General features: G+C 39.8%; 13 protein-coding genes and 1 other annotated feature. Of the genes, 3 read left to right on the forward strand and 10 right to left on the reverse strand.

All coding sequences use genetic code 11. The features are described 5' to 3' along the window. Positions 1-1,087: 1,087 nt before the first annotated feature. The 8 genes from BOD01S_RS12170 to BOD01S_RS23845 form a co-directional block, all read right to left on the reverse strand. Positions 1,088-1,561, reverse strand: coding sequence for a hypothetical protein (locus BOD01S_RS12170; RefSeq protein WP_036150091.1), 474 nt, complete (start codon positions 1,559-1,561; stop codon positions 1,088-1,090). Continuing rightward, entirely contained in the window at positions 1,562-2,257 is a 696-nt protein-coding gene (locus BOD01S_RS12175) for a CdiA C-terminal domain-containing protein (RefSeq protein WP_244887312.1), read from the reverse strand. 256 nt (positions 2,258-2,513) lie between these two features. Further along, entirely contained in the window at positions 2,514-2,786 is a 273-nt protein-coding gene (locus BOD01S_RS12180) for a hypothetical protein (RefSeq protein WP_036150220.1), read from the reverse strand. A 17-nt stretch (positions 2,787-2,803) separates the two neighbouring features. Continuing rightward, positions 2,804-4,075, reverse strand: a complete 1,272-nt coding sequence (locus BOD01S_RS23550; protein WP_052124658.1) for a hypothetical protein — start codon at positions 4,073-4,075, stop codon at positions 2,804-2,806. Continuing rightward, positions 4,075-4,329 carry a hypothetical protein gene (locus BOD01S_RS12190; RefSeq protein ID WP_244887313.1) on the reverse strand — a complete coding sequence of 85 codons (255 nt, stop codon included), beginning with the start codon at positions 4,327-4,329 and terminating at the stop codon, positions 4,075-4,077. Before BOD01S_RS12190 ends, BOD01S_RS23550 begins: the two co-directional genes overlap by 1 nt. 637 nt (positions 4,330-4,966) lie before the next feature. After that, positions 4,967-5,320, reverse strand: coding sequence for a hypothetical protein (locus BOD01S_RS12195; RefSeq protein WP_036150223.1), 354 nt, complete (start codon positions 5,318-5,320; stop codon positions 4,967-4,969). A 16-nt stretch (positions 5,321-5,336) separates the two neighbouring features. Continuing rightward, positions 5,337-7,214: a T7SS effector LXG polymorphic toxin gene (locus BOD01S_RS22610; RefSeq protein WP_158212496.1), complete on the reverse strand. Its 1,878-nt coding sequence runs from the start codon at positions 7,212-7,214 to the stop codon at positions 5,337-5,339. A 4-nt stretch (positions 7,215-7,218) separates the two neighbouring features. Continuing rightward, the gene (locus BOD01S_RS23845; protein WP_280520960.1) at positions 7,219-7,344 is read right to left on the reverse strand and encodes a hypothetical protein; all 126 of its coding nucleotides are present in this window, start codon (positions 7,342-7,344) and stop codon (positions 7,219-7,221) included. A gap of 459 nt (positions 7,345-7,803) precedes the next feature. Next, positions 7,804-8,047 (forward strand) — a binding site (T-box leader). A gap of 84 nt (positions 8,048-8,131) precedes the next feature. On the opposite strand from BOD01S_RS23845, the gene tyrS reads away from it, so the two are divergent. Then, entirely contained in the window at positions 8,132-9,346 is a 1,215-nt protein-coding gene (tyrS, locus tag BOD01S_RS12205; protein WP_036150225.1) for a tyrosine--tRNA ligase, read from the forward strand. Between the two features lie 77 nt (positions 9,347-9,423). Here the strand turns inward: tyrS and BOD01S_RS12210 are convergent, their stop codons facing one another. Together BOD01S_RS12210 and exaC are read right to left on the reverse strand one after the other, a co-directional pair. Next, positions 9,424-9,756, reverse strand: a complete 333-nt coding sequence (locus BOD01S_RS12210; RefSeq protein WP_036150226.1) for a DUF779 domain-containing protein — start codon at positions 9,754-9,756, stop codon at positions 9,424-9,426. A 4-nt stretch (positions 9,757-9,760) separates the two neighbouring features. After that, entirely contained in the window at positions 9,761-11,281 is a 1,521-nt protein-coding gene (exaC, locus tag BOD01S_RS12215) for an acetaldehyde dehydrogenase ExaC (RefSeq protein WP_036150228.1), read from the reverse strand. Between the two features lie 432 nt (positions 11,282-11,713). Between exaC and BOD01S_RS12220 the strand changes: the two genes are divergently transcribed. Further along, positions 11,714-12,232: a DUF6944 family repetitive protein gene (locus BOD01S_RS12220; RefSeq protein WP_156116993.1), complete on the forward strand. Its 519-nt coding sequence runs from the start codon at positions 11,714-11,716 to the stop codon at positions 12,230-12,232. A gap of 231 nt (positions 12,233-12,463) precedes the next feature. Next, on the forward strand, positions 12,464-13,708 hold the full coding sequence (locus tag BOD01S_RS12225; protein ID WP_036150229.1) for an erythromycin esterase family protein: 1,245 nt from the start codon (positions 12,464-12,466) through the stop codon (positions 13,706-13,708). Positions 13,709-14,359: the final 651 nt, after the last annotated feature.

A 14,359-nucleotide genomic window follows, 5' to 3' on the forward strand; every position in this document is an offset into this window, starting at 1 on the left:
ATTCTATTACTTACTTTAAATGCCTCTTTCTTTGGGGATGTATGTCCATTCAGATACAATACGAAAAACATCCCATTTAGTATTATTGGTTGTATTAGATAGGCTACACTAAGTTGGACAGATAAAATAAGGGCCTGTAAACTTAGACTATAAACTTGAGAGAGCGTGCTACTATGTCACGTCAACGTCGAACATTTACACCCTTCCATTACGTAAATTGTAATTTCGATATCGTTTTTTAAACGAATAGCAAGTATTATACGACCGTCTCTAGTAAAAATACAACCTAAAATTAATAAGCCAAAGTCATTAAAAGAACGCTCTTTCACCTTATCCATTGTTTATCGCCACGAGCATGTACGCTCTCGTTAGTTTGTTAGCTATTCCGTGTCATATGTACCCCTACCTTGTAGAATATCATCTCGCCTATCTATCGTATTTGTCATTCTATCCGAGTATTAAAACCAAAATCCATGATGGTACTATCATCATGAGCTCTCGATTCTCAAACAAAACATTTTCTTATTGTCTCACTCAATTATCAACTGTTTTAATATAAATTAAAGTAAAAACCTTGAAAGACATTTAGCCAATCAAGGTGTTTGCTTGGAAATCAGGATTAATCTCTCTTGATACAAAATATCATTATTTGTTTCTTCTAAAGAAGTAATTAGTCTAAGTAAAGTATTTTTTCGCATAAACTTTTGGATTCAAAACTTTGATATCTCAAATTTAATCCATGTACTCCTCAGCAATTCGTGTACTTCTCTTTAAGTTTAAATCTAGGTATCTTTGATCTAGGCAATATATTAATTCAATATACTTTTTACTTTGTAAATTATAAGCCACTTCTTCAACAACTTCACTTAAAAATAAAAGTTCTGTTTTTTTGTACAAACCTTTAAAAAACTCAAAGTCAAGTTTTCATCTTTACTTAGTAAAACAATTAACTCTTCCTATTACTGCTCAATTCTTAGGTCATTATCATCTAGTAATGCTCGTGCACCTAAGACTGCTCTAACTTTTAGTTAGATGTTAATTTCTTCCATAACTATAATGGTTTTATTCGTTTATAATAACCAAATGCCTAGTTTGGCAATTTTTCTTTAATGTAAGAATGTTCAAGAAAACTAAGCAAACTCTTGGTTAAATATTTTACCTGGTATTGATCTAAATCACTATTGACAATTAACTGACCATTCTCTTTTCTAAGTAATTGATCCGAACCGTTTTCTAAAAACAATAGATTTCCGCCAACTTGTCTCATAAGATTCCCAATAACTTTAAACAAAACTTCTATTCCTTGATAGAAAGTGTTACCAAATAATTGAACTCTAATGCATACATTTACATCTAAATCGTAATGCCTTCTAATAAAAGCTATGTCAGATATATCCTCAATTTCTAGAGCTAATGAAAAATACTTAATCCCAATAACTATTTCTTCTTCACTAATGTGAACAGTTATCTCTTCGTTCAAAGATTCAACTATTATACTTCGAATAATTTCCGCCAGGGATTTACAACTTAAATTAGAGCTTAAAAACAATTCGTAATCCATTTATTTCTCCTCTCCAAATACTCGTGTAATTTTTCCGTCGTTCACAATAAGTAATTCTTTTAAGTTTTTCAAATCTCCATTTGGATTAGCTTTTCTTTGAATACCTTCAGTAATTTCAAGAATTTTCTCAGGTGGAAAATTATCCACATTAAGAACAATTCTTTCTGCCTGTGTTTTTGTTTTACTTGTTATGGTCCTAAGGACATTATCTGTCTTCGTATTTGGTGTTGGAGCATAACAATCAAATACTTTGCCTTCAATGAGAAAATCTGGATTAGATGTTGCTTTTATACCGTGACCATTACCGCCATTTATTTCATTTAATATTTTTATTTCATAGCCCTTATTTGCCAAGAAATCTGCTGTTTCATTCTCTTTCTTAACACCAGGTGAATCACCCTTTGTGTATTCTCCTTTTGGCTTACTCCCATTAGGTAATGAAGGTTCAGTCAGATTAGTATTACCCGTACCCTTATCTACCGCCTTACCTGCATCCCTCGCAGCACCTGCAACGTCCCCTGCCTTATCCAATAGCTTCGTATGCTTAAAGAAGGTGAACCAGATAACCATTGATTTTTCAACTGCGGTATTCTCCGAATCCAGTATAGGTTTAATATCCTCTGTAAAGAAATCATACGCGGCCATGGCATATGGCGCAAGCCTGTCCGGTGTACTCTGGCCATTACCGCCCAGCACCTTCCGCATACCTTCATAGGTAATCCCTTCCTTCGAAAACTACCTCCTGCATGTAAAATGTCATCTCGCCTAATTCTCACACTTTTCTTCCTAGACAACTGTTTACATAGTACTCCTTGATGGTCCAGTCTTCATGAGCTCTCGATTCTCAAACAAATCATTTTCTTATTGTCTCACACAAATATCAGCTGATTTAATATAAATTAAAGTAAAAACCTTGAAAGGCTTGGGAGCCAATCAAGGTCAAATAAAAATACTAATTAATATAATAATTAATTAAGTCATCACGTAGTTTATCAATTAATTCATCTTCACTCATTGAAATCGGATATAAGTCACCATCTTCAAAAACATTATTAACCGCTTCATTATAACTATTGGCAAATTCGATAACGTACGATTTTAATCCTTTAACAAAGGTTACTTTATAATAAATGCCACCCTGTGAAAATAGTGGGATACCATTCACACTAACTTTTTCAAAACTCAATTCCTGAAATATCTCTTCGATTTTTTTCTTTAGTTCCATAATCTCATCCTTATGAATTATTTAATAAAATTCCCTTGCATGTCATAACGATTTGTTCCAGTTTTACCTGAAGATAACTTCCAATATGGAACTCCACCATGGTGTCTACTCCCAGGATGATATTGTAATATCCTGTCACCACCCCAATTAACCTTAAATCCACCACCAACTTCAAAAGTCTTTCCTTTTAATGAACCTCCACTTAGTGGTTGTGGATTATATCCATTATCTTTTAGATATTTATGAAGCTCATCAGGCTTAACTCCTTTTAACTTACTTGGGTCATCTAATATATCATCTAAACCTCTAATACTCTTTAAAGCATTACCCGTACCCTTATTCTCATCAGGCTTTTTATTCGAGCCATTTTGTGGTGGTTGGGAATTAGATGGCTTCGGACTTGGAGTTGTTGTGTTTCTTCCAACTGTCCCTGTATCCTCTATGCGTCTGACGTTTACACCTGCTCCTGCTAACTCCATCTCTGGTGATCGCAGCTGACGCAGCTGTTGTTTGACTTCGTCTACTTTGGCTTGGATCTGCGTTTTTACATTTGAGACTTGCTTGTTGACTTTTTCTTTTACATTGCCTAAAAGACCTTTATTCGCTTTTTGAGCACTTTCACTGATACCCTTCGCTGCCTTCGCACCTTTATTGACCCATTTTCCAGCTGTTGCTGCATTGCCCACTACTGGAATCATAGCGCCAAAGGAAAGGGCCGCATTGACCTTGTCACCTCTTGCCGCATAAATAATACCATTCACGCCATCTGCTACTTCTCCTACAACGGGGACCATCCCGACTATATCTAAGCCCGTTTGGAGCGTATTTAATAGATTTTTAGGTTTTACAGCATTTTTCACTGCTTTGGTCGTTGCTTGTGCAGCTTTTTTCATCGCTGGTAGTACTTGTTTCTTGACGACCTGCTTCGTCTGTTTGACAGCGGCCTTTACCTGTTGCTTGGCCTTCGAAACAGCCGCCTTTGTTTTTTTCACAACCTTTTTCGTGATCAGGAAAGCTTTTTTAATTGCCTTTTTCGCCCGTTTAACCAATTTACTCTTGGATAAACTATTTTTTAGCTTCCGTGCCTTGGTAAAGAATTTACCCCACTTCTTCTTTTTCTTCTTGCGTTTTTTCTTTTTCTTCTTTTTATTGGACTTCCGTTGTTTTTTCTTCGTGGAGCTCTTTTTTTTGGAGGATTTCTTAGCGCTCTTTCCTTTTTTCTTTCCACCTGGGGAGCCTACTTTCGGAATCATCCCTAGTAAGCTTCCTGCTAATCCTAATAGACCCATTAGACATCATCCCCACCAACAGGGATCATCCCCATGACGTCTAGGGCTGCCTCCAGGTCTGCTTCCTCTTCTTGCGCAGCGACAGATACAGGGGCTTTAATGGAGCCATCCATCGTCACTACCTGTCCCTGAATATCGGTATTGCCATCAAACACTAGACTGCTTGAGTCGCATGTAAAACGCATCGACTCTGCTGCACTCATGGACACACGTTTTCCGGCAAAGGTGATCGTGTCGTTGGCTTTGACCAGCAAGGATGGCCTATGCACAGTGATGCCGCTGTCCTGCTGTGTGGGATATACTGTCTATTATATATTATGATTTTGACCCTAGAATCTTATTATTTTAACCATAATAAAAACCTTGAAAGGTGATTAGCCAATCAAGGTTTATTTGGTAATCAAAATAAATCTCTCTTGATACAAAATAACATTATTTGTTTCTTCGAAAGAAATAATTAGTTTAAATTAAATATTTTTTCGCATCAACTTTTAGTTTCAAAAACTTTGATACCCTAAATTTAATCCATGTGTTTCTCGGTAATCTGTATACTTCTCTTTAAATTTAAGTCTGGGTATCTTTGATCTAAGCAATATAGTAATCCAGTATACTTTTTACTTTGCAAATTAGGCCACTTCTTCAAAAACCTCGCTTAAAAATGAAAGTTCTGTTTTTATACAAACCTGCAAAAATTCAGAGTCAAGATTTCATCTCCGCTTAATAATATAATTAACTCTTCCCATCTTTGTTCAATTCTTGGATTGAGTTATCCTCTAGTAATGCTCGTACACCTAAGATTGCTCTGACTTTGTCTTCAAACATTTTTTATACCTCCCTTTATAATTTGAGGGGGGATATAACATTATACACGACCTCACTATTACCATTAGTTCAATTATTCATGTTATTAACTATTCTTATCACAATTTCTTTGTCCCACTCATCAAGATTAGTCATTAATTCTTCATATTTCAATTTCGATTCAGGCGTGTTTATAGTCCCAAGTGCCGCAATGCTATAATGGCCTATTGTATCAATACCGAAAAGTTTATTTACTTTCGGGTCTCTAAATTCACTAATCTCTACTAACCTCGATATAATTTTCTCATTACATAATTTTCTACTGACAATTTGATCTATAGCACTAACCAATACTTGGTTATGGTGAATATCCAAACATTTAATAATCTCTAGGTCGTTTAGTTTTCCCTCTCTAATTTCCCTTGATAAACTTAAAGGTTTCATTTCTCATCGCCTCCCTTTATTCATTTATAGGACCAAATGCATCTATCAAATACTGTCTTTCTGCCCTATAGTTGTTCCACAGTTGTTCAGCAAGAGCCTTGTTACCAATCCTTTCAGCTTCTTTGATTTCAACCATATACGCTCTTAGCTCCATTATAATTCTATTCTTGAACTCATAGGTAACTTCCAATTTTGGATACCCTTTTGACATATCATCTAAAAAATGTTGATACTCATGTCTCAAAGCACTTATTGATGCATTTTCATAAATATTTAATTGCCCCGGACCATTTCCTTTTGGTGCGTACGCCATAATATCACGATCTAATATTCTTACTTCTACCCCTGCTTCCTTTGTTTTCTTAATAATACTTTCCCATTCTTCAGGATGTGAGAGACGTCCTGGACCATATATATCTCTAAATGGGTCAGCATCATTTTTCCCTAACATATGATCAGGTAACCTACTATTACCCGCACCCTTACCACCAATCTTCTCATCCAGCTTCTTCGCCATCTGAACAGTGGCTTTCTTTAAGTCCTGTGTGACCTCACTTACTGTCTTCGGGACTTTTATGCTGCCTAGCGGTGTCGCTGCTTCATACGTAAGAGGTGTTTTTACATCCCCTAATTTTTTCGTATAATTTTTAAAGTACGTATACCCCTTCTGCAGTGGAGACTTGATATAATCGTCGTACACTTTCTTGGCAGCTTCTTTCACCTTGTCTGGATGAAGGACATTCTTTACTTGTCCCACTACTCCTTTCCCCATGTTAATGGCGCCTTTGCCTACCTTAGCTCCTAATTTGATAAGCGGCCCGCCTACGATGGCCGTCAATGCAATCCCTTGCTCCAGCCCACTGATCTTATCGCCGGTAATTGGATTGACACCGAAGAAGCCTTCGATTCCCGCCTTAGCATTCGATACGAAAGGTACAAAGTCAGCGATTGTCGACATCCAGCTAAAAAACTTCTCTCCTGATTCGATCGCTCCGCCAATTTTCTCTTTCGGGATGCGCTCCACAAAGGTATAGGTCAGCGTACCGGAAGGCCCATAAAATTCCCGGAGAATCCGTCCATCTGCAAGCGTATAGTAGGTGCCTGCAATATCGCTCACTTCATCGATATCATTATATTCATCGATGACAACCTCTTTACTGACCGCTTGTTCGATAAAGGAGGCTGCTTCGTTTTTGCCCAGAATGTTACCGACCGCCATGCCCATAGCTGTCAGCTGCTTGGTAATGGCGCTGCCAACAGCCATGGATGTCCATTGATCTGCCGGGAAATTGACATCCGTCAGCCCTTCCTTAAACAGCCCCTCCACGTCTTTTACCCAGTCCTTCATCGATATGATGCTCTCTTCTATGGACACAAGCTGTGCCGTCTGCGTGCTATCAAATGTATGTAGCGCTTCTACCGTATCGTCCCGCTTTGTTTTCGCATCGGCGATACTTTCATGAACAAGCGTATCATCGAGCTTCGGCAGGCCGACAATATCGGCCACCTCGTCCATAATGGCATTCGCTTCGTCTGTCAGCGCAGTCGTGATATCAGCGCTCGCTGTGAGTCCTTCCTCTACTTTCGTCTCAAGGAACTCCTCTACGATATGCCCATCATCTACCGGCTCTAATGACGAAAGCGCCTGTTGTGTCTGCTGGAGAACCGTATTGAATTCTTCCTTAAACGTCAGGAAATACTGAAGAAAAGGAAGATGGCAGGATGTGTAGAAGTCACGGATTGCCTGACCGCCTTGCCCTTTCAGCGCATCCTCCATGGCCGTCAGTTCCTCTACTGCCTTCTGGATGGCGGTTATTTCCTTTTCCAGCCGGTTCATTCGGTTTATGTTACGGGTCAATCCATCTTGGAGATGATCGACATCCACTACTTTCATTATATCACCCACTCCAATTCGTCTGGAAGTATTTCCACAGTCTTCCGGCATCATTTCCTACATACTGCTTTCTCTTTAACACAAGAAAACCTTGAACGGCGCTGGACCATCCAAGGCAAATAATAACCATATTATTACATAATAAGGAACTTCTATAAAACCGCTTTTCCTCCTGTTTTTTCCTGTTCCATTTTATCCAATAATACCTATAGAATCATCCAACCTTATATATCAAAAAAATCATTTTTCCTATCCGTCAGTAGAGAAAATACTCATATCCAAACGAGTTTTCATAAGATAATTCAGCCTATGATTATTAATGGATTATTGGTCTTTCCAATGGATATATAAACTGGCGGCATCCCGAAAGTGATACAATGGGCAGAAGGTTGAATCTGTTCAAAGAGGAATATCAAAACAAAGCCTTCCGGTGGCCGGCATTTTCTATGACCTATACATATCCTCTTTTTGTTTATTCATGCAAGATAACTAGCGGATATTTTTCTAATTGACAAATTTTTAAATGGGATTATAATAAACAACAATATCTGCATAACGAAGATTTGTTTTAACATTTCGGAGTATAAGAGTAAAAGCGATGAAAAGAACGAGTAGTGTTGATGGAACTTACAGAAAGCGGCCGGTTGCTGAGAGGCGCAAGGAAAGTCAGCATGAATACATCTTGGAGCTGCGTACCGAAACATAAAGTAGGCTACGCCGGGGTTGCATCCGTCATCCATGCAGGAGGTATCGCATTTTGCCGTACCGAATGAGGAGAGTTATGTGAGTAGCTCTCGAATAAAGGTGGTAACACGTTCCTACACGTCCTTTAGGGTTTTCCCTAAAGGGCGTTTTTTGTTTTTCTCTTATAGAGCTTGCCATATTAAATTTTTTAATATCACAAGGAGATGTTATTTATGTTTTTAGTACCAAAAGAGCAGCTGGAAATCATTAAAAAAGGTGCCGACAAAATGGTCGATGAGGCCGAATTATTAGTAAAGCTGCAGCGCTCCTATGATGAGCAGAAGCCTCTGACAATCAAACTCGGCCTGGACCCTTCTGCACCTGATATCCATTTAGGTCATGCGGTGGTGCTGCGTAAGATCAAACAAATGCAGGACCTTGGTCATCACGCGGTCATTGTAATTGGTGATTTCACCGGACGTATTGGTGATCCGACCGGCAAAGCAAAAGGACGTACTGCTTTGAGTGATGAAATGGTGGTGGAAAATGCAAAAACATATTGTGAGCAAATCTTTAAGGTACTCCACCCGGAAAAGACGACGGTCCGCTTCAATAGCGAATGGCTTTCGACCTTGACGTTCGAGGAAGTAATCAAACTAGCGGCAACAACGTCCGTTGCACGGATTTTGGAGCGCGATGATTTTCAGAAGCGCTATAAAAACCAAGTCCCGATTGGCATCCATGAATTCTTCTACCCGCTTATGCAGGCATATGATTCAGTCGAGCTAAAAGCCGATATCGAGCTCGGCGGAACAGATCAGACGTTTAATATTCTGATGGGGCGTACACTGCAGAAGCATGTAGGAATGGAAAAGCAAATCGCCATTTTCATGCCGCTTCTTGAAGGGCTCGACGGCATAGAAAAAATGAGTAAAAGTCTAGGTAACTATATCGGAGTGAACGAAGCACCGGAAGTAATGTTCAAAAAGATAATGGAGGTTCCAGATTCTTTGATTATCAAATACTTCGAACTGGCAACGGACGAACACCCAACTGTTGTGAATGGCATAAAAGAGCTGCTGCAGCAAAACGAAAATCCTCGTAATATCAAGCTGGAGCTGGCGCAGATCATTACACGCCTATACCATGGGGAGGAAGCAATGAAGGAGGCTCTTCACTACTTCAGGACCGCTTTCCAGAAGAAAGAGATTCCTGAAAACATTCCAAGCCTGGTAATTGAAATCGGCCAGGAGCTGCTGCAGGATGTTATTCCTCAGCTGATCGAGATGGGACTTGTGAAAAGCAAAAGCGAGTTCGTACGATTACTGAAACAAGACGGCGTATCGCTAAATGGAGAGAAACTAACTATAGAAGAGCTTTCCCGTGTCCTTATAAATGATGAAGTGTTGCAAATTGGCAAAAAAAGATTTGTGCGGTTTGAGAAATAAATTCTCTTTATTGGAAAGGCGTTAAGTCCATAAAAAAGCTGTCCGCAAAAGCCATTTGACTTTTGGGACAGCGATTTTTAGTTTTTAATTTTTTTAGCGACAAGGGTAAAGCCTTTATCCTCTCGTGTCTCAAGGGAGAAGCTGGCGCCTCTTCCTTCCGATACGCCGAGGACAAGCTGCATCCCTTCCCACATCGGCATCATCGATTCGTGCATATAGTAAGGGACATCCCCTATATGACCAATCAGCTTGTCGCGGCTTCCCAGATAGAAATCTCCTTCCAAAAAGCACATCGGCGCTGTGCCGTCACAGCAGCCGGCTGATTGGATGAATACAATTGGACCGTATTTTTCACGCAGTAAAGCGATCAGCGCCAACGCTTCATTCGTTGCGATGATTTTTTCAGTCATCGGTTTAGAAGAAGCCCATTGGTTTTTGGTTATAGCTTACTAGTAAACATTTTGTTTGTTGATAGTGTTCTAGCATCATTAAGTGGTTTTCACGACCGATACCGGATTGCTTGAAGCCGCCGAATGCTGCGTGAGCTGGGTATTGATGGTATGTGTTTGTCCATACGCGGCCCGCTTGGATAGCACGGCCTGCACGGTAAGCGATATCGATATTGCGTGTCCAAACACCTGCGCCTAAACCATAGTCTGTATCGTTGGCGATTTCCATCGCTTCATCAAAGTCTTTGAATGTTGTTACAGCTAATACCGGACCGAAGATTTCTTCTTGGAAGATACGCATTTTGTTATGACCTTTGAATACAGTTGGTGCTACATAGTAGCCTTCTGCTTGGTCACCTTCCAATTTGTTTTGGTGGCCGCCGATTAATAATTCAGCGCCCTCTTCATGTCCAAGCTGGATGTAAGACAAGATTTTTTGCATTTGTTCATTTGAAGCTTGTGCGCCCATCATTGTTTCTGTATCAAGCGGGTTGCCGATTTTGATTTGTTTGATGCGCTCTAATGCACGCTCCATGAATTTTTCATAGATAGATTCTTGTACTAATGCACGTGATGGACATGTACAAATTTCACCTGAGTTCAGTGCAAATAATACAAGACCTTCAATTGTTTTATCCAGGAAGTCATCATCTTGTGCCATCACGTCTTCAAAGAAGATGTTCGGTGATTTACCGCCAAGCTCTAATGTAACAGGAATGATGTTTTCTGTTGCATATTGCATAATTAGACGGCCAACAGCTGTTGAACCAGTGAATGCTACTTTGTTGATGCGCGGGCTTGTTGCAAGTGATTTACCGATTTCTGCCCCGAAGCCGTTTACAACGTTCAATACGCCTTTTGGTAAAATGTCTTGGATTAACTCGATAACTACAAGCAATGAAGCTGGTGTTTGCTCAGCTGGCTTCATCACGATTGTGTTACCTGCTGCAAGTGCAGGAGCGATTTTCCATACAGCCATTAATAACGGGAAGTTCCAAGGAATGATTTGTCCTACTACCCCGATCGGCTCATGGAAGTGATACGCTACTGTGTCATTATCTATTTGAGAAATACCGCCTTCTTGTGCACGAATTGCGCCTGCAAAATAGCGGAAGTGGTCGATTGCAAGTGGAATATCAGCATTTAATGTTTCACGTACTGCTTTCCCGTTATCCCAAGTTTCTGCAACCGCTATCATTTCTAAATTTTGTTCCATACGGTCAGCAATTTTATTTAAAATTTGTGCACGGTATGATACAGATGTTTGTGCCCACGCTGCTTTAGCTTCGTGTGCTGCGTCTAGCGCTTTTTCTAAGTCTGCATCAGTTGAACGTGCTGCTTTTGTGAATACTTTACCTGTAACTGGTGATTTCACGTCGAAGTACTCGCCGTTTGCCGGTGCTACCCATTCACCACCAATAAAGTTGTCATAACGCTCTTTAAAATTAACAAGTGCGCCTTCTGTATTTGGATTTGCATAAATCATACTCGGATCTCTCCAAATCTATTCTGTATTTCATTAAATACAGCCTTCACAAATCTGCCATATTTAACGCTTGATACTATATTGCTATAAAAACATAAAATAGGCAAGTGAAATATATTTTGTGTTTTATAGTCGAAATATTCTATATTTTGCAACATTCTTGTTATGCAACAGCATTCTTTTACTATATCACAAAATCATCTGTTTGTGTGTATTAGCACAGAATATGGTAGAAGAAATTTTCTCTTTTTAAATAGGAGCACTAAAATTCGTTTTCTTCTATCTTTTACCTCTACTAGATTAGCTTCCTCTTCTATAAAATCCCTCTATCTTTATCTTATTTTTTACCGTACATAAAAGTCTATTCAGCGGCCTAATTGCTCAATTCATAAACTCATATAATAGGTTATAGCTCAAACACTTTGTATTGGAATGAAGAAGATGGATAAAGCGCAGATTAGTGCATGGCTTGAAGCGATTGGTACAGTACTCTCCGCCATTGGCAGTACGCCTTCGAATATTTTATCATCCTCCATGCTAAACGATTTCAATTTAATCGGAAATGTTCTCCAGGCAGTAGGAAGTAGTATACTTCCTGAAAATGAGGACAATCTTGATCAAGTTGGAAATAAAATCGGGGCAGTAGGAAATATCATAACAATTCAAGGATTTTTCGTAGAGAATCAACAGACAAGCCAGCTTTTGAATACCCAAGGTAATCTCCTCCAAGCTTTAGGCAGCGGAGTAAGTCTGGATCTGGAAAATGACCAAACAGTTAATGATGTATTAAATAATATTGGGAATGTGCTGCAAATAATCGGAAATAGCTATCAGGCGTTCTCGATTAAATATCCGCCAAATAGTCAAAAAGCACAGGAGCTTAATACAGTTGGCAGTTGGATTCAGGCTGTAGGCGCCGTCCTTTCTGCACTGACAGTCAATAGTGGATGAAGCAGCTATCCACATCATCACATCGGCATGACAGCTATTGAATGGAGTGACGGCTCTTCTACTATTCTCTCTCCTTCTCTATTTCCATTTAATAATTAGATTACTGTCTTTACAAATTTGAACGATTTCCCAATATAAAGTTTTACCCTTCTGAACATAGAAATACTAATTGACGTGTTTCCATCAGAAGGTCATGGGTATGCTAAAGGTAGAAAGGAGAGGACAAAAAGCATGCCAAGGAAATTGATTTCAGCTATTAAAGAGCATTCCCTTCCATTAAACGAACAAAGTTTGGACAGGCTGGCAGAGGCAATTGGCGATGCCAGAATTGTTATGATCGGTGAAGCATCGCATGGCACTTCGGATTTTTATACTCTTCGCGCCGAGCTTTCCAAAAAGCTGATTGAGGAAAAAGGTTTTACAGTTATTGCAGTAGAAGGAGATTGGCCATCTGCACAGGCAGTTAACCGTTATGTCAAAGGCTATGGGGAGGAAGAACGGTCAGCAAAAGAGGTACTATCCGAATCATTTCATCGGTGGCCGACTTGGATGTGGGCAAACGAAGAGATCGAACAATTTACTGAGTGGCTTAAGAAGAAAAATACATCCCTGAACAACAAGGTAGGATTTTATGGTATTGACCTATACAGCCTTTATGAATCTATTGATGAGGTATTGAACTTTTTATCGGAAAATCCAAAGTATAATGTTGATTTGGAGCACGCAAGAAAGGCGTTCTCCTGCTTTGAACCTTATAACAGAATGCCCGAACACTATGCCCTTTCCGCTGCTCATTTTACAGAGGAATGCATCAGCGAAGTATCAAGCCTATTACACTCCCTGCGCAGTAATGAGGAAAAATACTCTGACAAGCATGAAGAAGACTTGAATGTAATTATGAACGCCCTTGTCGCAAAAAATGCCGAAGCTTATTACCGCGAGATGATGCAGGACGCTATTTCATGGAATACACGCGACCTTCATATGGTGGAAGCAATCAATGAATTAATCAACTACCATGGAGAGAATGCCAAAATCATTATTTGGGAACATAATACCCATATTGGAGATGCCTCAGAAACAGATATGAAGGACGAGCAAATGATCAATGTCGGCCAGCTGATAAGGGAGCAGTACGGAAAAGAGAATACTTTCGCCATTGGATTTGGCACTTACGAAGGTACAGTCATCGCTGCAGACAGCTGGGGCGAGCCCTTACAAGTCATTGATGTTCCTCCTGCTAAACTAAGCTCATGGGAAGGTCAGCTGCGTGCAGCCGGTGAAGAAGATAAAGTCCTGCTTTTTACAGAGGAGAACCGGGAGCTGTTCAATGACTGGATCGGCCACCGTGCGATTGGCGTTGTTTATAATCCAGACTTCGAGGCGTATGGAAATTACGTCCCTTCCCGTGTCGGCAGCCGATATGACGCCTTTATCTATATCCATCAATCGAAGGCTTTACGTCCCTTGCAGTAATGAATAAATGGCGTATAGGTACTTATAACATTAATGTTTTCGTTAATTAGATTGAACAACTATTTATAGACAATTATTATTTCAGCAGCATAGCCCGTAAAAATATGGTGTGAAGATACTGTTTCATACCATATTTTTATGCATTGTTACGAAAAAGCAAAGGTGTTTCACTATTTTATAGCTATGGTGCATTGCTGTCTTCCTGTTTTATGATAGGTTCTTTTTCTTGCTGGCTACTGCCCTTTAGAAGGAGCTCGATTTACCTATTGGGGAGTTGAGGTTTTTATTTATATACTACTATTCTCCTTCGGCGTTTGGCAGGTTGGAGTAGTTTTTAATAAATAAAAAATTCAATCCGTTAAGATTAGGTTCTGATTGCGAAGCGATGTCCTACTCTCACAGGGGGCGCTCCCACTACCATCAGCGCTCTTTCGCAGCGCGATGACTGGCGAATGACTGCGTCATCTGCGCTCGCTCTTTCCGTCACGTACAGAGTACGCTCCTTCTTTCGCTCCCTTGTTTCCTTGCCCTTCTTGGTCCTCCCACTGCTCGGGGATTTCATACCGTATCCTTTGATTTCCTTAGTTAAAATGAATGCTTTGGTTTACGCGCCGGGCACACCTTCGGTGTTTGATTGTTGGGAGCTTTTTT

The organism is Lysinibacillus odysseyi 34hs-1 = NBRC 100172 (assembly GCF_001591965.1).
GTDB lineage: Bacteria > Bacillota > Bacilli > Bacillales_A > Planococcaceae > Lysinibacillus_B > Lysinibacillus_B odysseyi.